This window comes from Nocardioides cynanchi (assembly GCF_008761635.1).
Classification (GTDB): Bacteria; Actinomycetota; Actinomycetes; order Propionibacteriales; family Nocardioidaceae; genus Nocardioides; species Nocardioides cynanchi.
Genome location: NZ_CP044344.1, coordinates 1,393,859 through 1,414,216, shown reverse-complemented (window position 1 = coordinate 1,414,216; position 20,358 = coordinate 1,393,859). Strand labels below are relative to the sequence as shown.

The 20,358-nt window shown below is 70.9% G+C and carries 15 protein-coding genes and 1 pseudogene; 8 read left to right on the top strand and 8 right to left on the bottom strand.

Translation table 11 applies throughout. From position 1 onward, the window contains the following. Positions 1–33 precede the first annotated feature (33 nt). The 3 genes and pseudogenes from E3N83_RS19955 to E3N83_RS07035 form a co-directional block, all read right to left on the bottom strand. A pseudogene (locus tag E3N83_RS19955) lies at positions 34–999 on the bottom strand (acyltransferase family protein); the annotation flags it as partial. Positions 1,000–1,055: 56 nt separating this feature from the next. After that, positions 1,056–2,888 carry a hypothetical protein gene (locus E3N83_RS19490; protein ID WP_191907995.1) on the bottom strand — a complete coding sequence of 611 codons (1,833 nt, stop codon included), beginning with the start codon at positions 2,886–2,888 and terminating at the stop codon, positions 1,056–1,058. Continuing rightward, complete coding sequence (locus E3N83_RS07035; protein WP_151082619.1) at positions 2,885–4,687, bottom strand: hypothetical protein; 1,803 nt, start codon at positions 4,685–4,687, stop codon at positions 2,885–2,887. Before E3N83_RS07035 ends, E3N83_RS19490 begins: the two co-directional genes overlap by 4 nt. A gap of 199 nt (positions 4,688–4,886) precedes the next feature. On the opposite strand from E3N83_RS07035, the gene E3N83_RS07030 reads away from it, so the two are divergent. Continuing rightward, positions 4,887–5,819, top strand: coding sequence for a PorA family protein (locus E3N83_RS07030; protein WP_151082618.1), 933 nt, complete (start codon positions 4,887–4,889; stop codon positions 5,817–5,819). A gap of 6 nt (positions 5,820–5,825) precedes the next feature. Here E3N83_RS07030 and E3N83_RS07025 read toward each other — a convergent pair whose 3' ends face one another. After that, complete coding sequence (locus E3N83_RS07025; RefSeq protein ID WP_151082617.1) at positions 5,826–6,647, bottom strand: class I SAM-dependent methyltransferase; 822 nt, start codon at positions 6,645–6,647, stop codon at positions 5,826–5,828. Positions 6,648–6,682: 35 nt separating this feature from the next. On the opposite strand from E3N83_RS07025, the gene E3N83_RS07020 reads away from it, so the two are divergent. Further along, positions 6,683–7,594, top strand: coding sequence for a phosphotransferase family protein (locus E3N83_RS07020; RefSeq protein ID WP_151082616.1), 912 nt, complete (start codon positions 6,683–6,685; stop codon positions 7,592–7,594). Between the two features lie 165 nt (positions 7,595–7,759). After that, the gene (rpsA, locus tag E3N83_RS07015) at positions 7,760–9,241 is read left to right on the top strand and encodes a 30S ribosomal protein S1 (protein ID WP_151082615.1); all 1,482 of its coding nucleotides are present in this window, start codon (positions 7,760–7,762) and stop codon (positions 9,239–9,241) included. A gap of 198 nt (positions 9,242–9,439) precedes the next feature. Here the strand turns inward: rpsA and E3N83_RS07010 are convergent, their stop codons facing one another. Then, complete coding sequence (locus E3N83_RS07010; RefSeq protein WP_151082614.1) at positions 9,440–10,402, bottom strand: hypothetical protein; 963 nt, start codon at positions 10,400–10,402, stop codon at positions 9,440–9,442. Positions 10,403–10,654: 252 nt separating this feature from the next. Further along, positions 10,655–13,606, bottom strand: coding sequence for a M36 family metallopeptidase (locus E3N83_RS07005; RefSeq protein WP_238343105.1), 2,952 nt, complete (start codon positions 13,604–13,606; stop codon positions 10,655–10,657). Positions 13,607–13,720: 114 nt separating this feature from the next. Between E3N83_RS07005 and coaE the strand changes: the two genes are divergently transcribed. Beyond that, positions 13,721–14,314 (top strand): dephospho-CoA kinase, encoded by a 594-nt coding sequence (coaE, locus tag E3N83_RS07000; protein ID WP_151082612.1) that lies wholly within the window; start codon positions 13,721–13,723, stop codon positions 14,312–14,314. 9 nt (positions 14,315–14,323) lie between these two features. Here the strand turns inward: coaE and E3N83_RS06995 are convergent, their stop codons facing one another. Beyond that, positions 14,324–15,277: a sigma-70 family RNA polymerase sigma factor gene (locus E3N83_RS06995; RefSeq protein ID WP_151082611.1), complete on the bottom strand. Its 954-nt coding sequence runs from the start codon at positions 15,275–15,277 to the stop codon at positions 14,324–14,326. Between the two features lie 257 nt (positions 15,278–15,534). Here E3N83_RS06995 and E3N83_RS06990 point away from each other — a divergent pair, with 257 nt between their 5' ends. The 4 genes from E3N83_RS06990 to E3N83_RS06975 all read left to right on the top strand — a co-directional run bounded on the left by E3N83_RS06990 (position 15,535) and on the right by E3N83_RS06975 (position 18,953). Beyond that, on the top strand, positions 15,535–16,440 hold the full coding sequence (locus tag E3N83_RS06990; RefSeq protein ID WP_151082610.1) for a GNAT family N-acetyltransferase: 906 nt from the start codon (positions 15,535–15,537) through the stop codon (positions 16,438–16,440). Next, positions 16,430–17,140, top strand: a complete 711-nt coding sequence (locus E3N83_RS06985) for a 5-oxoprolinase subunit PxpA (protein ID WP_151082609.1) — start codon at positions 16,430–16,432, stop codon at positions 17,138–17,140. Before E3N83_RS06990 ends, E3N83_RS06985 begins: the two co-directional genes overlap by 11 nt. A gap of 359 nt (positions 17,141–17,499) precedes the next feature. Next, positions 17,500–18,093 (top strand): 5-oxoprolinase subunit B family protein, encoded by a 594-nt coding sequence (locus tag E3N83_RS06980; RefSeq protein WP_151082608.1) that lies wholly within the window; start codon positions 17,500–17,502, stop codon positions 18,091–18,093. Beyond that, on the top strand, positions 18,090–18,953 hold the full coding sequence (locus E3N83_RS06975; RefSeq protein WP_151082607.1) for a 5-oxoprolinase subunit C family protein: 864 nt from the start codon (positions 18,090–18,092) through the stop codon (positions 18,951–18,953). Before E3N83_RS06980 ends, E3N83_RS06975 begins: the two co-directional genes overlap by 4 nt. Here E3N83_RS06975 and E3N83_RS06970 read toward each other — a convergent pair. Further along, a complete protein-coding gene (locus tag E3N83_RS06970) occupies positions 18,919–20,238 on the bottom strand; it encodes a DNA polymerase IV (RefSeq protein WP_151082606.1) in 1,320 nt (439 codons plus the stop codon). The genes E3N83_RS06975 and E3N83_RS06970 overlap by 35 nt on opposite strands. Between the last annotated feature and the right edge of the window lie 120 nt (positions 20,239–20,358).

Below are 20,358 nucleotides of genomic sequence, written 5' to 3'. Positions count from 1 at the left end.
GGTGTCGAGCACCAGGATCGTGAAGAAGTGCCCGGTGAACGGCACGATGCCGAGCACCCGGAACAGCACGCCCATCACGAAGAGATGGATGGCGTACACGCCGTACGAGATGTCTCCGAGCCAGGTCGGGACCGGGCCCGCGAGGTAGGGGCGCACCCGCCCGGCGAGCTCCGGGCCGAACATCAGCGGCAGCACGAAGAAGGCCGCGGCGAGGGTGTAGAGCAGGTCCTTGGTGCCCGACTCCCAGCCCAGCGGCATGGCCAGGGTGCGCGGGCCGGCGACCGGGGTGCACGCGATCGCGAACAGGGCCGCCGCCAGGATCCAGCACCCGGTCAGGTCGGTGCCCATCCGGTCCAGCACGTGCGGGCGGCGCGTGCGCGGGTGCAGGGCCAGGTCGGCGCTGACCGCCGCGAACAGCATCCCGACCAGGAACTGGGGCATCCAGCCGGGCAGCCACTGGAGGTAGTGGCCCTGGCTGCCGGGGATGTGGGCGAACCACACCTGCCAGGCCAGCGCCAGCGCGGTCAGCACCAGGCCGCGCACCCAGACGGTGGGCAGGTGCAGCCCGCGCCGCCGGCGCGACGCCGTCAGGAGGTACGCCGTCAGCGGCATCACGAGGTAGAACAGGACCTCGGTGCACAGGCTCCACATCTGGGTCAGGGACTCCGGCAGGAGGGTGGGGAAGTACAGCTGGGTCAGCGTCAGCTGGCGGACCCACACCTCCCAGCCGAGACCGTGGTTCGCGGGGTCGAAGACCATCGCGACGACGACCACCACCCAGTAGAGCGGCAGGATCCGCAGCGCCCGCTTCCACAGGTAGTGGCGGTACGACGGGTGCCGCTCGCCGCGGCCGATCGCCAGGAAGAACGGTCGCGACAGGAGGAAGCCGGAGAGCACGAAGAACAGCGGCACCCCGAAGTCCAGCCGGGCCAGCGGCCCGCCGGTCCAGCCGCGCAGGATCTGCCCGGTGTTGAAGGCGGAGTGGGTGGTCACCACCATGAGCGCCCCGATGCCGCGCACGGCGTTCAGGGTCGGGAAGGTCCGGTCGGTGGTGCTCACGAGCCTCCTGTCAACGCGGGCTGGCCGACGATCACGTTGTCCGTGCACAGCTGCGCCTCGCCGATCAGATCTCCCAGGGTGATCGAGTCGAAAGGCTGGTCGCCCGCGGAGAAGTACAGCACGTGGAGTCCGCTGGTGATGCTGGTCCGGTGGCTGACCCCGCCGGCGCTGACGGTGATCGAGCTGTCGGCGGTGGCGAGGTAGCTGACCCGGACCCAGCCGCCGGCGAGGGCGAACGGTGCGTCGAGGCGGAGGGTCCGCACGCCGTGCCGGAGCCGGTTGGCACATCCCGAGGTCGACCCCGAGACCACATGTCGCGTGGGCAGCACGGAGATCTGCCGCAGGTGCCCGTCGGTCGAGGGGTAGGCGAGCTGGTCGGTGGCCGCGGTGACGTAGCGCAGGTGGCGGTCGACCGGGGCCAGCAGCCGGCTCAGCAGGTTGTTCGGATGGGCGAAGCCGAACACCACCTCCGGCGCCACCGCCGCGTCGACGACCTGCGTCCCGGCGGGCGCGGTCCGCGCGTCGTGGACCAGGTGGGTCATGTAAGCGCGGTTGACCATGTCCCGGTGCCAGTTGTGGACGAAGGTCGACGCGGAGAACGTGCCGAGCGCCGCGACCGCAGCGCAGGCGATGGCGACCGTCCGCCTACGGTCCAGCAGGGCGCTCGGTCGCACGACTTGCACCTCCTCGACCGCCCCTCGCACGGGCATCGTGGCGAAGGCGAGAGCGGTGGCGGTGACGGCGGAGAGCTCGGTGATGTAGCGATACTCGAAGCCGATCGCAGGACCGAAGACCGCCGCCCGGCCGGCGGTGACCAGCAGGAGGTCGCTGACCAGGAAGAAACCCGGCAGGCAGAGGGCCCGCAGCGAGCACGACCGCGACCGGGCGATCTCACGGATCAGCAGGACCAGGCAGACCCAGGCCAGCAGCACCACGATGCTCGGCGGGTTGGCGTAGGAGATCGGCTCGGTGGGATCGTGCCGCCAGCGCAGCGGCCCGCCGAGCGCGACCGGCCCCCAGCCGCGGAGCACCATCACGTCGGCGGTCGGCCCGATCGGGACGTGGGTGGCAGTCGCAGGTGCGAAGTTGAGCCCGTAGTGGACGTAGACCGCCAGGTAGCCGACACCGAGCACGAGACTGGCGAGCACCGAGACGCGGTACCTGGTCCAGACCTGGCGCAGCCGCTGGCGGGCCGTGCCCTGGGTGAAGTACGCGACGGTGACGATCGCCAGCGCGCCGATCACCAGGATCGCCTTCTCGTAGAACAGCAGCGCGAACCCCACCCACGCCAGGGCCGCCAGTGCCGCGAGCGGACGCCGGGTCCGCAGATAGGTGACCTGGGAGCTCATCGCCCAGAAGAAGGCGATCTGCACCGGCAAGGCCTGGACCCCGGTGGCCCACCACACCGCGCTGCCCACCGTGTACGACGTCGCCAGGTAGGCGATCAGCGGGGGGAGGATGCCCCACCGCCGCCCGAAGCCGAGCATCAGCAGGCGAAGCAGACCGACGTCCGCCAGCGCCTGCATCGCCAGCAGCGACGCAGCCGGCAACGCGTAGTCGTACGGCGACATCTTCGTCAGCAGCCAGGTCAGGTAGAAGCCCCCCGGCATCACGTGACCGGCGAAGCCGGCAAGGAGACCCGGGACGGTGGTGCCGCCCGGGCCGAACACCCGGGCGATCATGATGAAGTCGTCGCCGTTCCACCAGGAGCCGAACGACGCCCAGGCGCGGAAGGCCAGCTCCGCGACGACGAGCCCGACCGCGAGCGGCACGACCCACCGGTTGTCGCGGTCGTCGCCGAACCACCAGTGGCGCAGGGTGGCGGTCACGGGGTGGGCAGCTGGGCAACGGCGTTGCCGAGGACCAGGTGGGTGATGCAGGCGCTCCGGCCGGCGGCGTCGTTGGCCAGGTGCACCGTGTCGTAGCTGCCGTCGGCCTTGAAGTACGCCGTGTGGGCACCGGCGGGCAGCTTCATCCGTGTGGTGTTGGTGCCCATCCCGATCCGGACCGCGAACGCGCGCGGCGCGCCGTACTCCATCCGGATCCACCAGCCGCCCCCGACCACCGGCCCGTCCAGCGGGATGTCGGTCGGGGCGCGGTGCAGGACGTAACCGCAGCCGGAGCCACCCACCATCGACCGTGCGGGCAGCACGATCGCCTGCGTCAGCTCGCCGTCGTCCTTGATCGCGTAGAGCCGGTCGACCGAGGTGTCCGGGTAGGTGACGGGGTAGTCGAGGGCCCGGAAGATGTGACTGTCGGTGTTCTCCGGGTAGCCGAAGGCCCAGAGCAGGTTCTGCGGGAGGGACAGGTCGACCAGTGGCAGTGGCTTGTCAGGGGTGGCGGAGATGCTGCTCGCCAGGTGGTCGAAGTAGGGCTTGGTGGGGTTGTGGTCCTGCCAGTTGCGCACGTAGGCCAGGCTCGAGACCAGCGAGAACGCGACCACGATCAGCGTGACGGTGCGGATCACCACCGGCCGCTCGTGCGGTCGTGGGACGCCCTCGCGCAACCGGTTGACCTCCGGGGCGCCGACCAGCGGCAGGAACGCCAGGCCGAGGGCGATCACGAAGATCGCCGCGGACTCGGTCTGGTAGCGGTACTCGAGCCCGATGTCCGGGCCGACCAGGTCGGCTCGTGCCGAAGAGAGCAGATAGACGTTGGCCGCGAGGCTGAACGCGATCAGGCTCCACGCGCGCCGGCTGGCCGTCCGGGTGCTGTGGGCGTAGTAGACCAGCGAGCCGACCGCCACCCAGGAGCCCAGGCTGATCAGGTCGCTGGGCGCGGCCAGGGAGTTGGCCGACATCGAGCGCCACTCGAACGGCCCGCCGATGACCCCCGTGCTGAAGGCGACCGCGACCAGGCGGTAGCCGACCGAGCTGAGCAGGGTGCTGGCCGGCTGCGTGCCGTGCAGCCCGAACTTCAGGTAGATCGCGACGTAGGGCAGGGCCACGGCCCCGTGGGCCAGCACACCGACGCGGTAGTCGCGCCACAGCATCGTCACCCGTTCGGTGAGCTTGCCCCGCGCGAACCAGCCGAGCGCCAGGATCGCGTAGAACCCGAAGAGGATCGCGGCCTTCTCGTAGAACGCCAGCCCGAGCACGGTCCAGGCGAGGGTCACCGCGAGTGACTGCCAGCGGCGGGTGCGGAGGTAGTCCAGGTGGGCGTGCAGCCCGAAGACCAGGGCGACCTGCAGGGGCAGCTGGTTGATCCCGGCGGCGAACCAGAGACCTGCCGGCAGGGTGAAGACGTAGAAGCAGTAGCCGGCCAGCAGCACCAGCACCAGCCGGGTCTCGCCGAACATGCTGCGCAGCAGCCTCAGCATGCCGAGCGAGGCGACGGCCTGGAGCACCACCAGCACACCGGCCCACACGCCCCACCGGTACGGCGCCCAGGTGGCCAGGGCCTTGATCACCAGCCACCCTGCGGGCATCAGGTGGCCCGCGTAGTTGCGCCCGACGAAGTGCCAGGTGAGGGGGTCGTTGGTGCCGGTCGACAGGAAGGCCAGGTCGTCGAAGAAGAACCACGACCCGGCCAGCGACCAGATCCGGAAGGCCAGCGCGAGCGCGATCACGAGCAGACCGAGGCGTCGTACGTCGGAGCCGGTCCGGTGCCGCAGCTCCGGGTGGGACATCACGCGAGCCGACACTCGCGGGAGTATGCCACAGGGCAAGGGGCGTTCCGGGCTCCGGCGGAGGCCACCAGGAGCCGTCCGGACAGCGCCGCGGACCGGTCGGACAAGGCGGCGCGCGAGGGTCTTCAGGCCCCTAACTTGACTGGTCGGTAACTGCTAGGGTCCGTCCACTGGCGTCGTGTCTGGGAGGGAATGCGTCATGAAGAAGGTCTGGCCTGCCTGGCTGCTCCTGTTCCTCGGCGCGTTCTTGCTGACCACGGCGGGGGTCGCCAAGTTCTGGGCTCCCGGCGAGGCCGAGCGCACCCCCTTGAACTCCTACCAGCGCACCTACCTCACCGGGACCGCCGACAAGCTCGACGCGGCCACCGGCAAGGTCGAGACCAACCTCCCGGTGAAGATCACCAACATCACCCAGATCGACCCGAACAAGAGCCACGGCGACGTGGTCGTGTTCGTGACCAGCACCTGCGTGAACATCGACACCGACAACCCGCCGGACTGCCTCCGGTACTCCAAGCAGGACCCGCGGCTGATCAGCAACACCCAGTCCAACTGGGCCGCCGACCGGGTGACCGCGCTGGCCGTCGAGGACCCGTCGGTCACCAACGCCCAGCCCGTGCAGGGTCTGACCAACAAGTGGCCGTTCAACAACAAGCCGATCACCTACCCGGTCTGGGACGACGTCACCAAGAAGGCGTTCCCCGCGACGTACGTCGGCAACGTCACCGTGCAGGGCGTCAACTGCCGGCAGTACCACCAGGTGATCTCCCACGCCCCGATCGACCTGGGGCACGGCATCAAGGGCTTCTACAACCTCGACGAGACCTACACGATCGACCAGCGCACCGGGAAGATCATCGACCAGAAGCTGCACGACGTCCGGACCCTGAAGGACGGTGGCGGCGTCGCCCTGGACCTGAGCGCCGAGTACACGCCGCAGACGATCGCCGACAACGTCAAGACCGCCAAGGACGGCGCCGCGCAGCTGAAGCTGATCGAGACCACGCTGCCGCTGGTCGGTCTCGTCGTCGGGCTGATCTGCCTGGTCGTCGGTGGCCTGCTGCTACGCCGGCGGCGGGGCGCGGGCTCGGACGGCTCGGCCGACCAGCCGGTCGAGCTCTCGAGGTCCTGACCCGGCTCAGCCCGGCGGCAGGTCGGCGGCGAAGATCGCCGTCCCGGGGATGAGCCGTCCGCGGGTCTGCGACCAGCCTCCCCAGACACGCTCGTGCCCCTCGGGCCACTCCGGCTCGACCAGGGCGACCAGTCGGAAGTCGTGCCCGGCCAGCAGACCGACCCAGTCGCCCAGTGTGCGGTGGTGCTCGACGTAGGCCACCCGGCCGCTCTCGTCGTCGACCTCGACGTACGGCGTGCGGTCCCAGTACGACGTGGCCGCGGTCAGGCCGGCGGCCGACGGGTCGTCGGGGAAGCTCCACCGGGTCGGGTGCGTGACCGAGAAGGCGAACCGGCCACCTGGCCGGAGCACCCGCGCGACCTCGGCCACGGCGTCGTCGATGTCGGCGACGAACTGGAGCGCGCCGAAGCTGCAGAACACCACGTCGAAGGTGCCCGGCCCGAACGGGAGCCGGGTCGCCGTCCCGAGCACCGACGGCACCGCCACCCCCGACTCCTCGTCCAGCCGGCGCGAGTGCTGGAGCTGGCGCAGGGACAGGTCGAGCCCTACCGACCGGCCGCCCCGAAGGCGGACCCAGCGCGAGCACTGGCCGGCGCCGGAGCCGACCTCCAGCACGTCCTTGCCCTCCACCGCGCCGAGGACACCGGCGTCGTCCTCGGTCAGTCCCTCCGGACCCCACACGAAGCCGGTGTTGCCGAGGAAGTCGCCGTGCGTTGCTTGGTACTCGTCGGCGTACCGGTCCCAGTCCGGGCCGTTGGCGCGACGCGACTCGGCCTCGTCCACGGGGCGGCGCTCGACCCGCACGCGCTGGGGCAGGTGGTCCGCCACGGCACCGACCCTAGTAGGTGTGACAGCGTGGAGCCATGGACGTGCCCGGCCTGACCCCGCTGGCGGGCGGCTGGTCCGGCGAGACCTTCCTGGCCGAGGCCGGGGGAGAGCGCACGGTGGTCCGGATCTACACCCCGGGCCGACGCGACGACGCTGCGCCCGAGATCGACGCCTCGGTGCTGCGCCTGGTGCGCGGGCTGGTGCCGGTGCCCGACGTCCTGGAGGTACGACGTGGCTCGGCCGCCGCGGACCAGCCAGGCCTGCTGGTGACGGCTCATCTGGCGGGGGACCGGGGCGACCTCGTGCTGCCCGACCTCGACCGGGCCGGGCTGGCGAGCCTCGGGGCCCGGTTGGGCACGATCGCCGCGGACCTGAGCGGCATGCCGACGCTGCGGGCGGGGAGGTTCCTCGACGCGTCGCTGACTGTCGGCGACTTCGGGGTGACCGGCGACCTGCCCGGGTTCGTCGCCGAGAGCCTGTCCGGGCCGGCGTGGCCGGCCGACCGGCTGATCTCGCTGACCCGGCTCGCCGAGCGGGCCCAGGACCTGAGCGACACCGTGGGCCGGACCTGCCTGGTCCACTCGGACCTCAACCCGAAGAACCTCCTCGTCGACCGGGCCACGCTGACCGTCACCGGGGTGCTGGACTGGGAGTTCGCCCACGCGGGCCATCCGTTCACCGACCTGGGCAACCTGCTCCGCTTCGATCGGCACCCGGTCTACGTGGAGGCGGTGCTCCGGGCGTGGTGCGAGCGCCGCGGAGGCAGTCCGGAGGAGGCCCTCGACCTGGCCCGGGCCGCCGACCTGTGGGCGCTGGTCGACCTCGCGTCGCGGGCGGGGGACAACCCGGTGGCGGACCGGGCCGCCGGGTTGCTGACCGCGATCGCGGAGTCCGGTGACCTGCACGCCGTACCCGCCGGTTGGACGCATCGCGGCGCCCCCGCCTAGAATTGCCACGCGCCAGAAGTCTGCCCACGTCCCGGACCGAGCGGACACCGGCTCGCTATCTCTTCCGCGAACCAGCCATGCGTTGGCCGCGGGCCATCTGCGGTAGTGAAACAGGCCTCTCGCGTGTCCGCACAACTCCATCCACTCAAAGGTCCTCTTACCCTTATGACGAGCAGTACCGCCTACCTCTCGGAGATCGACGCGCCCCAGGTGGCCGTCAACGACATCGGCTCTGAGGAAGACTTCCTCGCCGCGATCGACGCCACCATCAAGTACTTCAACGACGGCGACATCGTTGAGGGCACCATCGTCAAGGTCGACCGGGACGAGGTCCTGCTCGACATCGGTTACAAGACCGAAGGCGTGATCCCCTCCCGTGAGCTGTCGATCAAGCACGACGTCGACCCGAACGACGTCGTCAACGTCGGCGACAAGGTCGAGGCCCTGGTCCTCCAGAAGGAGGACAAGGAAGGCCGGCTGATCCTGTCCAAGAAGCGCGCCCAGTACGAGCGCGCCTGGGGCACCATCGAGCAGGTCAAGGAAGAGGACGGCGTCGTCGAGGGCACCGTGATCGAGGTCGTCAAGGGCGGCCTGATCCTCGACATCGGCCTGCGTGGCTTCCTGCCCGCGTCGCTGGTCGAGATGCGCCGGGTGCGCGACCTCCAGCCGTACGTCGGCCAGGTGCTCGAGGCCAAGATCATCGAGCTGGACAAGAACCGCAACAACGTCGTGCTCTCGCGTCGTGCCTGGCTCGAGCAGACCCAGTCCGAGGTGCGTCACGGTTTCCTGACCCAGCTCCAGAAGGGCCAGATCCGCAAGGGCGTCGTGTCCTCGATCGTCAACTTCGGTGCCTTCGTGGACCTCGGTGGCGTCGACGGCCTGGTGCACGTCTCCGAGCTGTCGTGGAAGCACATCGACCACCCCAGCGAGGTCGTCAACGTCGGTGACGAGGTCACCGTCGAGGTGCTCGACGTCGACATGGACCGCGAGCGGGTCTCGCTGTCGCTCAAGGCGACGCAGGAGGACCCCTGGCAGCACTTCGCCCGGACCCACCAGATCGGCCAGATCGTGCCGGGCAAGGTCACCAAGCTGGTGCCCTTCGGCTCGTTCGTGCGCGTCGAGGAGGGCATCGAGGGCCTGGTGCACATCTCCGAGCTGGCCGAGCGCCACGTGGAGATCCCCGAGCAGGTCGTCCAGGTCAACGACGACGTCATGGTCAAGATCATCGACATCGACCTCGAGCGTCGCCGGATCTCGCTGTCGCTGAAGCAGGCCAACGAGACCGCGACCGCCGGTGACGCGGAGGAGTTCGACCCGACCCTCTACGGCATGGCCGCGACCTACGACGAGCAGGGCAACTACATCTACCCCGACGGCTTCGACCCCGAGACCGGCGAGTGGCTCGAGGGCTTCGACGAGCAGCGCAAGGTCTGGGAGGACCAGTACGCCAAGGCGCACGCTCGCTGGGAGGCCCACGTCAAGCAGCAGGAGGAGGCCAAGCAGGCCGAGGTCGAGGCCAGCGAGGCCACGACGTACTCCTCCGGGACCACCGACGACGTTGCCGAGGGCGAGGAGACCGGCGGCTCGCTGGCCTCCGACGAGGCGCTCCAGGCGCTCCGCGAGAAGCTCACCGGCGGCGCCAGCTGACACCGCACCACCTCTGCACCACCCGCTTCATCCGCTTCCACCACGTAGGCCCGGTCGGCTCCCGACCGGGCCTCCGTGCGTCGTGGGGAGCGTTTTCCCCGGTGCACCGGGGAAACCGTCGCTTCTCAGCCGAAATTTCGACGGGGAAGCAGCGGCTTGGGCTGAGAACTCTCGCGGGACGCTATGCATCGAGCCGGGTCAGCCAAGGCGACGCGCGGACCGGGCAAAGGCTGCCCGGATGCGTTCAGCGACCCGCTCGGGGTGGGCAAGGTCGGCCCAGGTGATGTGAACGCACTCCCACCCGGTGATCTCCCGGATCAGCTCTTCCCGACGCTTCTCGCGCATCAGTACGTCGGCCTCGGTCTCGCCCGGTCGACGCAGCTCGTCGTACTTGCGGCGCCCGTCGAACTCGACCCACACCGCGAGGGTCGGCCAGGCGAAGTCCAGGCGACCCACGACCCGTCCTGCGCTGTCGCGGACCTCCAGCTGGGGGATCGGGCGGGGGAGGCCCTGCCGGAAGAAGAGGTAGTCGCTACGTGACTCGCCCACCGACTCCATGCGCGGATCGCACAGCCGGAGCACGATGTCGGTTCTCAGAGTGTGTGGCCACTGCTCCATCCGTGAGTACCGCTCGCGAAGTTGCTCGCGGGTCGTGAGTCGCCGGTGCAGCAGGTCGTTGACCACGACCAACGCGTGCTCGACATCGGTGATCGTCGTGACCTCCAAGGCAGTCCGGGTCGCCGACATGTAGTCGAACCCCTGGCTGTGCACGATGTCGCCCACCTCCACCCGTCCGCAGTGCTGCACGACGCCGGCGGCTCGACGTCCCGCCCTCCCGTCGCGCCGGGTCAGGTGTACGGCGTCCAGAGCGAGGTCCCAGACGTCTGGACGATGGACTGAGAGACTGCTGGTGTGTGAGAGGACCACCTCGGCCCGCGCAGTCCGGTAGGCCGCCCGACTGACGAGGAGGTGCCGGCGGAGACCGTCAGCCTCGTCCCAGATCTGGGTGAAGGTGTAGGCGCCGTGCCGGAGTCGGTGCCAGGTCCTCGTGCGGAGGAGACGACCCATCTCGCCGTCGGTGTAGCCCAGCGCCCTTGCTTCGCGTCGCAGGAAGGCGCCCTTCTGCAGACAGATGGCGTATAGCTGAGGATCCAGGTACATGACCGGATGGTCGCCGAAGACCGCGGGGTGCGAGATCCCCGTTGCTCCTGTCTGTGGAGTCGGGGTGCTGAAGGATTCGCTGTGGACCATGCGCGGGCCGTCGGGCGCAGCCCTTCTCAGCCGAAGCAGTCGCTTCTCAGCCGGAATTTCGGCCGGGAAGCGACTCGTTCACCGGTACACCGGGGAAAGCTCCGCCCACCACGCGCAAACGGGCCGGCCCCGAGGGGCCGGCCCGTCTGTGGTGCGTGATCGTCAGGAGCCGAAGACTGCCAGCTCCGTCAGGTCGGTGAAGGCACAGCCGGAGAACGCACCGTCGGGACAGTTGGTCGCGAAGTCCGGCGTCTGGTTGCCCAGAATGGTGAAACGCACGAACTTCACGCCAGTGCCCGTGCCGGGGTTCAGCGCCACCGAGTTGAGGTGCCCGCGGTCGGCCGACGTGAAGGCACCGGACGCGGCCTCGACGAACGAGCTGCCGTTGGTCGACGTCTCGATCTTGTAGGCACCCGTGGAGGCACTGCCTCCGTCACCGCAGGTGGCGGTCGGGTCGACGCCGAACGTCGTGATGTTCACGGCCTTCGGAAGCTGCACCGTCAGCGTCTTCGGGACGAAGACGTTGGTGGTGTCGCCCTGGTCGTCACCGGTGGTGCTGCCCCAGCCTGCGGTCAGGCTGGTGTCCAGCGCCTGGTCCGGACCACAGCCGAACGCGGAGAAGTCCGGTCCGGTGAAGTCCGCGACGGAGGCGCCACCGGAGGTGGCGGCCCAGTCACGGGTGATCTGGAAGTTGCTGAGATCGGCCCCGGTGAAGTCACCGAAGCTGACAGCCGTGGCCGGGTGCGAGTCGCCGAAGTAGCCGGGGGCCGAAGCCACCACCTTGGCGTAACGCCCGGTCACGAGGTTGTCGATCTCGTAGAACCCGTTGGAACCGGTCGTGTCGGTGTACTGGTCGCCCTGACCGGTCACCGTCACCACCGCACCGGCAACCGGGTCACCGGTCGTCGGGTCGTGGACGAAGCCCGCCACGGTGCCGTCGTGCGGCCGGGAGGCCGGCGGCGGCGTGTGGAAGTCCTGGCCCGGGTGGGCGTCGGCGGAGTTCACCGAGCCCGCGAAGAAGCCCATGCCACGGTTCGCAAAGATCTTCCAGATCTGCGCGGTGTGGCTACGGCCGTAGGCCACGAGGTCCGCACGCAGGATCGCGTTGCGCATGTCCAGCATGTCGGGGTCGTTGGCGGACAGCGACATGCCGCGGGTGATCAGGGTGTCGGCCACCTTGTGCCCGAACGCCTTGCGCAGGTCCCAGAGGGTCTGGGCCCACACCTCGCCACTGCCGTGCACCTCGGGACCACCGGTGATGGTCGGGAAGTCACCGTAGGTGTAGCCACCCTGGGTCACTCCGTCGAAGCCGGACAGGCAGCCCGGCGCCTTGGAGCCGACCGGGCAGTCGATCGCCATGGTGCGGAACGGCGCCTTGGCGGCCATGAGGTACTTGCCCTCGAAGACCTGACCGGCCTTGGCGGTGTCGTGGACGAGGCCCTTGGTGACCAGGTAGTCCATGGCGTAGTAGTCGCTCCACGCCTCACCCATCGACCCGGCCTGGATGTCGTTCAGGGTCGAGTTGCCGTTGGCGTCGATCACCAGGCGGTTGGACAGACCGTGGGTGTACTCGTGGTACTCCACGCTCGCGTCGAACGCCGAGCTGGTCGGGACGAACGGGTCGCCCGTCGCGGGGTCGGACGTGGTGCCGGGCACGTGCCACAGGTACATCTGCATGGTCGGCGGCGTGCCGTTCGGCGGGGTGCTCATGTTGGCGTTGTCGATGTGGTTGCCGTCGGGCAGACCGGCGATCGAGCTGGTGTTGGCACCGTCCAGCGCGTTCAGCATGACCGGGTCCCCGCCCTTGCGGGAGAAGTTGCCGGCGGCCGCGGTGAAGCTGATCGGCGCCTTCGCGAGGTAGTCGTGGAAGTTGCTGGCGAGGTAGAACGCCTGGGTGGCGTCGGCCTTGCGGTTCTTCTTCCAGGAGAACGGCGCGTTGGGGTTCCAGGTGCACTTGAAGTGCTTGGAGCACAGCGGCGACGAGTGGAAGGGCTTGAGCGTGAACTGGGCGCGGTGCTTGGTGCCCGGCAGCGGCGTCTTCTCACCGGCGTTGATCTTGTTGTCGTCGTTCAGGTCGTCCCAGGCGATGACGCTGGTGCCCTTGAGGAAGGTGGCGTGCTTCTTGATCCACCCCTTCTTGACCATGTTGACCACGGTCGCCTTGCCGCCCTTGGGGGCACCCGGGTAGTACGGGAACACCTGGGCGTCACCGGTGGCGCTGTCGGAGTTGGAGTGGCGGTAGAGGACCCGTCCGGTGACCGCGTCGACGACGTGCTGGTAGGCACCCGCCGAGCTCTGGACGTAGGTCGACCACGCCGGGCGCAGGCCCTGCGGGGTCAGGAACCAGACCCGCTTGGCGAAGTCGTGGTTCGACCAGACGGTCGAGGCAGACGAGCCACCCCGCGACGCGGCGACCGCGGCGGGCTGGACGGTGCCACGCACGTCGCGGGCCGAGGACGTGCGCGCGGAGTCCGCGGTCACCCGACCGGCCGAGGGCGCGGCCGCGGCCAGCTTGGCCAGACCGGAGACCGGGCTGCCCTGGACGGCGAGGACCTGGCCCTTGCCGGTCACCTTGACCTGCAGGCCGTTGCCGAAGACGGTGGCGCCGCGGACCGACTGCGTCCAGGACAGGTTGTGCACGCCGATGCCGTCGACGTAGTCCTGGTGGAAGCGGAACGTCGACAGGTCGGCCGACGTGAGCCCGAGCGCCGCGAGGTGGCTGCGCACGTAGTTCATCGCGATGGTCCGAGCCGATGCGGACGACGTACCGGTCAGGAAGCCGTCGAGCCGACCGAAGTCGCGCGGGGTGTGGGTGAGCGGGTCGAACGAGATGATCGACTGGCCGCCCAGGCTTCGGAAGTACGCCGAGTCGCTCTTGGTGCGGCTGGTCACCTCCTGGCGGTTGGCCTTGACGAGGGCGACCCCGCTGAGCTGGCGTACGTCGTAGTAGCCGGGGGTGCGGGCGGTGGACTCACCGCCCCGGACCGCGGAGTTCTGAGACCGAGCCGAGTTGCCGCCGGTTGCGGCCTGGCTCGGTAGCCCAAGCATGCTGACCGCGAGCACGGTGCCGCCGATGGCGGCGACCGCGAGCGATCTGTTCCTGGTGGGATGCACGAAGGTTCCCTTCATGGGTGTGGGGGTGGTGCGCCTGTGGGCGCGCCGAGAGGATTCAGGGCACCCTAAGCACGGGGCATGCCCCAGAGGAAGGGTTTCCGTAGTGTTTCCTCCATGCGAGTGGGTCTTACCGGAGGAGTGGGGGCGGGCAAGACCACGGTGGCGCGTGCGTTGGCGGACCTCGGGGCGGTCGTGATCGATGCCGACGCGCTGGCACGGGAGGTGGTCGAGCCCGGTACGCCGGGTCTGGCCGCGGTCGTCGCGGAGTTCGGTCCGGAAGTGCTGGACGACGACGGCGCGCTCGACCGGGCCCGGCTGGGAGCCATCGTGTTCGCCGACCCGGCACGGAGGGCGGTGCTGGAGGCGATCGTCCATCCCCTGGTACGACGCCGCGCGGCCGAGCTGGAGGCCGCCGCGCCCGCCGGGGCGCTGGTCGTCCACGACATCCCGCTGCTGGTCGAGACCGGTCAGGGCGGGTCGTTCGACGCGGTGCTCGTGGTCGACCTGCCGCCCGAGCTCCAGGTCGAGCGGCTGGTCCGCGACCGCGGCTGGACGCCCGAGGACGCCGCGGCCCGGATCGCCGCGCAGGCATCACGGGCCGACCGGTTGGCGGTGGCCACCTACGTCATCGACAACACCCGGACGCGCGAAGACCTCCGCCAGCGTGTGGCGGAGGTCGTCGCAGCGCTGACCGGTGGGGTCAGCTGAGGCCGGCTCTCAGGCGGCCAGGTCGGGGTCGCCGAGGCGGCGGAGCTTCTGCAGCGCCTCGCGCTCCAGCTGGCGGACCCGCTCGGCGGAGATGCCGTGCCGGGCGCCGATGTCGGCCAGCTTGTGCTGGCGGCCGTCGAGCAACCCATAGCGGGCCCGGATGATGTCGGCGGCGCGGTCGTCGAGCTGCCCGACCAGCTGGTCGAGCCGCTCGCGCGACTCCACGTCGAGCACGGTGTCGTCGGGCCCCGGCGAGGTCTCCTGGGCCATCAGGTCGCCCAGGGAGGTGTCGCCGTCCTCGTCGACGGGCGTGTCCAGGCTGACGTGGTCACGGCCCCACGAGAGCAGGTCCAGCACCCGGTCGATGTCCATGCCGAGCTCCGTGGCGATCTCCGCGGGCTCCGGGTCGCGGCCCAGCTGGCGCTCGAGGGTACGGCGTGCCCCGCCGACCTGGTTGAGCTCCTCGACCACGTGCACAGGGAGGCGGACGACGCGTGCCTGCTGCGCGATGCCGCGGGTGATCGCCTGACGCACCCACCAGGTGGCGTAGGTGGAGAACTTGTAGCCCTTGGTGTAGTCGAACTTCTCCACGGCCCGGATCAGGCCGGTGTTGCCCTCCTGGATCAGGTCCAGCATCGGCATCTGCGCGCGGCCGTACTTGCGGGCGATCGAGACGACGAGCCGCAGGTTGGCGCTGATGAAGAGGTCGACGGCCTTGCGGCCCTCCTCGGCCAGCCACTGGAGCTCCTCCTCGGTGGCCGTCATCGGCGCCCCGCCCTTGCGGCGGCCGACGCGGCCTTGGGCGAGCAGGTGCTCGGCGTACAGGCCGGCCTCGATGGTCTTGGACAGCTCGACCTCCGAGGCGGCGTCGAGAAGCGCGGTCCGGGCGATCTCGTCGAGGTACAGCCCGACGCTGTCGCGGCCCTCGATCTCCCGCGTCGCGCTGATGGATCGTGTTGCCATGTCGCCCTCCTGACCTGCGTGGGACCGCCTACTGGTCAGTACCCACGGTGACTCCAACGCACCGCACGCCGGTGAGATTCCCTCGGCCGGTCCTGCCGGTGCTCGGACCCTTCACCCAGCCAGACGTACGGGCGGGCGCGGTAGTTGCCTCGGCGCGGAACTCTCAGGGACTTCTCAGGGCTGATCCGTTCCCGGTGCCGCCATCGGATGGGACCGCCGTCCGCGCGGGCCGCGCCCGCTCGCACTAGCATCGCCACGTGCTCGAGCTGCGTCCCGTGCCCGACGAGGCACGCACCGACTGGGTCCCGACTCTTTCCGAGCGGCTGGACCTGCTCCGCTTCCGCCACCAGTACGACGACCCGGAGGTCTCGGCGGCCTCGGCAGCGGCGTTCGTGGGTGAGGTGATCGGACGGACCACCGTGTTCGAGGTGACCGACGGCGGTGCCGTGGTCGGTCATCTGTGGTGGGGGCGCGAGGGTGAGGACGCCGCGGTGATGGACGTGCGGATCGACGACCCCGAGCGGCTCGACGAGCTCCTGCCCCAGCTCCTCGACCTGGCCCGCGCGGACGGCCGCCGCAAGATCGGCTCGGCCGGAGTGCCGGCGGACGCGAGCCGGATGGCGCTGGTCGAGCTCCCCGGCTTCACCCCCCGGGCCACCAACATGCTGCTCCGGCTCGACGCCCCGATCGCGGACCCCGGCCGGCTCGGGCTGCGCGACATGAGCGAGACCGCTTTCGCCGTGTTCTACGCCGACCTCGTGCGCGACTACGCCGACGAGCTCCATGCCGCGGGCCTGAGCCGCGAGGCCGCCGACGAGCAGAGCCGGACCCAGTCGGCCCAGCTGATGCCGGACGGCGTCGCCTCGGTGGGTCAGGAGTTCTTCACCGCCGAGGTGGGAGGCGAGCCGGTCGGACACCTCTGGATCAGCACCGAGAAGCCGATGGCCTTCGTCTACGACGTCGTGGTCCGCGAGGACCAGCGCCGGAAGGGGTACGGCGCCGCCATCATGAACGCAGGCGCCCTCTGGTGCCGCGAGCACGGCCATGTCTCGCTGGGCCTCAACGTCTTCGCCCACAACGCGGGAGCCCGGGCCCTCTACGACAAGCTGGGCTACGTCGTCACGGTGGACTACCGCACCCTCGACGTCCCCGATGCCGGCTGACCCACCCGGCGCGGTCGACCTCAACGCCGATCTCGGCGAGGAGGTCACCGACGACTCCGGGCTCCTGGCCGTGGTCACCTCGGCCAACGTGGCGTGCGGCTTCCACGCGGGGACGCCCGCGATCATGCGCGCGGTCTGTGCCGAGGCCGCTCGGCTCGGGGTCGTGGTCGGCGCCCAGGTGTCCTACCGCGACCGGGCCAACTTCGGCCGGGTCGCCCGTGACGTCGGCTTCGACGACCTGCGCGAGCAGGTGGCCGAGCAGGTGGGGCTGCTCTCGCGGATCGCCGTCGACGAAGGGACCGCGGTCGCGTACCTCAAGCCCCACGGCGCGCTCTACCACCGGGTCACCGACGACCTCGAGCAGGCGGCCGCGGTGCTGGCCGGGTCGGGAACCCTGCCGGTGCTGGGCTTCCCCGGCGCCGTGCTGCTGGACCTGGCCCGCGACGCCGGACGGGCGTCGTACGACGAGGGCTTCCCGGACCGCCGCTACCTGGACGGGCGTCTGGTCGACCGGGCTGTCCCGGGGGCGCTGCTGCTCGACGTGGACGAGATCGCCCGGCAGGCAGTGGCGCTGGCTCCGCGGGTGGCGTCGCTGTGCGTCCACGGGGACTCGCCGGGTGCGGTGGCCCACGCGGAGGCCGTCCGGCGCGCGCTGAGCGACGCCGGTCACCGGTTGCGCTCGTTCCTCCCGGGGCGGTAGCTCCTCCACAGGAGAGAGCCGTTTCCTGTGGAGGATGGGCCGTCATCTGTGGAGGGAGCGACTGGTCCTGTGGAGGACACGCCGACAGCCGGAAATAGCCGTCGAAAGTTGTCCGTAGCCCCTTGTGCGGAGCGGTCCGGAGCACGTAGAACTCTCCCTACCAACCCGCCGCTCGCGGCGGGGCGGGGAGCGGAGAAGTCCGAAGATCCACACCACGAGCTTGCTCGTGGCACCGGCCGGTGGCGGCGGGTGGGGTCGGAGGGTTTGTCCGGTCCGATCGGGTGGTCACAGACCCGGTTCCGAGGGGCTCTTGGTGCTCATACCATCGAGAGCCCCTCACCTCATTTCCAGGAGAGCCGATGCGCGTCCTCCCCGTCGGCCCGCACGCGGCCCTGGTCGAGGTCTCCTCGCCGCAGGACGCCGTCGGCCTCGCCGAGTGGGCGCGGGGCCTGGGTCTGGCCCGCGAGGTCGTCCCCGGGGCCGAGACGGTCCTGTTCGACGGGTTGGCGGACGGCGCGGCCGGTACCGAGCCCCTGGCGCGGGCCCTGTCCGGGTGGCGCCCGACCCGGGCCGGGCCCGGCCGGCGGGTCGAGATCCCGGTGTCGTACGACGGGCCGGACCTCGCAGCCGTCGCCGCCGCCTGGGGCTGTGCGGCGGACGAGGTGGCAGCGCGCCACCAGGGCACGGACTTCGTCGCGGCGTTCTGCGGCTTCGCGCCCGGGTTCGCCTACCTCTCGGGGCTCGCGGGCTCCGTGCCCCGACTGGCGACTCCGCGGACCCGAGTGCCGGCGGGCGCGGTCGCGCTGGCCGGACCCTGGTGCGGGATCTACCCGCGCGCCTCACCGGGCGGATGGCAGGTGATCGGCCAGACCGACGCCCGGCTCTGGGACGTGACCCTGGCCGAGCCCGCGTTGCTGGCACCGGGCACCCGGGTCAGGTTCGTGGCGCGATGAGCCTCACCGTGCTCGCCGTGGGGGCCTCCGTCCTGGTCCAGGACCGCGGCCGCGCCGGCTGGGCACACCTGGGGGTGCCGCGGGCCGGTGCGCTGGACGCGCCGGCGGCCGGGCTGGCCAACCGGCTGGTCGGCAACGGCGAGGACGCGGCCTGCCTGGAGGTGCTGCTCGGGGGTCTGGCGATGCACACCGACCGGGGGAGGTGGTGCGCGGTGACCGGAGCCGTCGCGGGCGTCCGGGTCGACGGGCGGCCACAGGAGTTCGCGGCCGCCGTCTGGTGGCCGGCCGGCACCACCCTGGAGGTGGGGACCCCCGGCGCCGGCCTCCGCTCCTACGTCGCCGTGGCCGGAGGTGTCGCAGTCGACCCGGTGCTCGGCTCGCGGTCGACCGACACCCTGGCGTGGGTGGGGCCACCGCCGGTCACGGTCGGAGACGTCCTGCCGGTGGGTGTCGCGGCAGGGCCACCGGCGGCGCTGGACACTCCGCGTACGCCGTCGGCCGGGCCGCTCCGGCTGGCCCCGGGTCCGCGCGCGGACCGAGTCGACGGCGACGCGGTCGCCCTGCTGTGCGGTACGTCGTACACCGTCTCTCCGGACTCCGACCGGATCGGCCTGCGCCTCGACGGGGCCCCGCTGCCGCTCGCGCGCACCGACGAGCTTCCCAGCGAGGGGATGGTGCTCGGCGCCGTGCAGGTGCCACCGGACGGTCGGCCGGTGGTGTTCCTCGCGGACCACCCGACCACGGGCGGCTACCCCGTGGTGGCCGTCGTCGACGAGGCCGATCTCTGGCAGTGCGCCCAGCTGAGGCCGGGAGAACCGGTGCGGTTCACTCGCTCGTCGACGGGACGACCCACGGGCTGAGCGCCGGGTCGTCCACCTTCAGCGAGCGCACCGGCCCGGGCGGGGTCTCGGCGGTCTCGAACCGCACCGTCACGATGCCGCGGCCCGCGCCCCACACCCACCCGCGGCCGAGGTCGTCGTGCACGACGTCCATCCCCGGCCACCAAATGCGCGCCTCGGGCGGCTCGGGCAGGACCTCGGTCTCCGGGTCGGGCGCGGACTCCGCGTCGTCGTCCGAGCCGAAGAGGTCCTCCTGGATCCAGTCGGCGAGTCCGGAGACGCCGACCCCGAGGAGCCGGACCCCTCCGGTGGTGTCGAGCTCACCGAGCAGGCCGCGGGCGAGGCGGGCGATCGTCGGGCCGGCATCCGTCGGGGCCGCCAGGGTGGTCGAGCGCGACAGGGTGGTGAAGTCGTGCAGCCGCACCTTGAGGGTGATCGTGCGGCCGGACAGGCCGTTCTTGCGGAGACGCTCGGCCACGTTGGTGGCCTGCCGGGTGACCAGCCCGGCCATCAGCCGCGGATCGGTGAGGTCGGTGTCGTAGGTGCCCTCGACGCTGACCGACTTCGCCTCGCGCTCGGGCACGACGGCCCGGTCGTCCTGGGCGCGGGCCAGCTGGTGGAGCCCGCGGCCCTGCGCCTTGCCCAGCAGTCGCACGAGCTCCTCCTCGCTGACGTCCTCGAGGTCGGCGACCGTGGTGATGCCGGCCCGCCGCAGCCGCTCCGCGGTCGCGGGGCCGACGCCGGGGATCACGGTCACGTGCATCGGCCGGAGCAGGTCGCGCTCGGACCCGGCCGCCACGATCACCAGGCCGTCGGGCTTGTCGAGGTCGCTGGCGACCTTGGCGATGAACTTCGAGGTGCCGACCCCGACCGAGGCGGTCAGTCCGCCGGTCACCTCGTGCACCCGCGCGCGCAGGCCCTCGGCGAAGTCGCGCAGGGTCGCCTCGTCGTACGACGTGAGCCCGGCGGTCGCGAGGTCGACGAAGGCCTCGTCCACCGACAGCGGCTCGACCAGGGGGGAGACCGAGCGGAGCACCTCCATCACCGCCGCGCTGGTGGCGCGGTAGGCCGGGAAGCGGGCGTTGAGGAAGGCGGCGTGCGGGCACCGTGACCGCGCCTCGCGGGTCGACATCGCCGAGCGCACGCCGTACCTGCGGGCCTCGTACGACGCCGTGGCCACGACACCGCGACCGCCCACCCCGCCGACGACCACGGGCTTGCCGCGCAGCGACGGCTTGTCGCGCTGCTCGACGGAGGCGAAGAACGCGTCCAGGTCGAGGTGCAGCACCGAGGCCTCCGGACGCATGTGCGCAACCTATCGCCGCTCACCGACACCGAGGCCGACAGCGCGCGGACGGCCCGCTCGTCGTCCACAGTCACGGCCGACGCCGGCCTCGTCCACCGGGCGGCACGAGTCGTCGGCGAT

What these genes read in the sequence shown, in the direction of transcription:
- E3N83_RS07035 (WP_151082619.1), bottom strand. Translation starts at nt 4,687, where the DNA reads ATGTCCCACCCGGAGCTGCGGCACCGGACCGGCTCCGACGTACGACGC.
- E3N83_RS07030 (WP_151082618.1), top strand. Translation starts at nt 4,887, where the DNA reads ATGAAGAAGGTCTGGCCTGCCTGGCTGCTCCTGTTCCTCGGCGCGTTC.
- E3N83_RS07020 (WP_151082616.1), top strand. Translation starts at nt 6,683, where the DNA reads ATGGACGTGCCCGGCCTGACCCCGCTGGCGGGCGGCTGGTCCGGCGAG.
- rpsA (WP_151082615.1), top strand. Translation starts at nt 7,760, where the DNA reads ATGACGAGCAGTACCGCCTACCTCTCGGAGATCGACGCGCCCCAGGTG.
- E3N83_RS07010 (WP_151082614.1), bottom strand. Translation starts at nt 10,402, where the DNA reads ATGTACCTGGATCCTCAGCTATACGCCATCTGTCTGCAGAAGGGCGCC.
- coaE (WP_151082612.1), top strand. Translation starts at nt 13,721, where the DNA reads ATGCGAGTGGGTCTTACCGGAGGAGTGGGGGCGGGCAAGACCACGGTG.
- E3N83_RS06995 (WP_151082611.1), bottom strand. Translation starts at nt 15,277, where the DNA reads ATGGCAACACGATCCATCAGCGCGACGCGGGAGATCGAGGGCCGCGAC.
- E3N83_RS06985 (WP_151082609.1), top strand. Translation starts at nt 16,430, where the DNA reads ATGCCGGCTGACCCACCCGGCGCGGTCGACCTCAACGCCGATCTCGGC.
- E3N83_RS06980 (WP_151082608.1), top strand. Translation starts at nt 17,500, where the DNA reads ATGCGCGTCCTCCCCGTCGGCCCGCACGCGGCCCTGGTCGAGGTCTCC.
- E3N83_RS06975 (WP_151082607.1), top strand. Translation starts at nt 18,090, where the DNA reads ATGAGCCTCACCGTGCTCGCCGTGGGGGCCTCCGTCCTGGTCCAGGAC.
- E3N83_RS06970 (WP_151082606.1), bottom strand. Translation starts at nt 20,238, where the DNA reads ATGCGTCCGGAGGCCTCGGTGCTGCACCTCGACCTGGACGCGTTCTTC.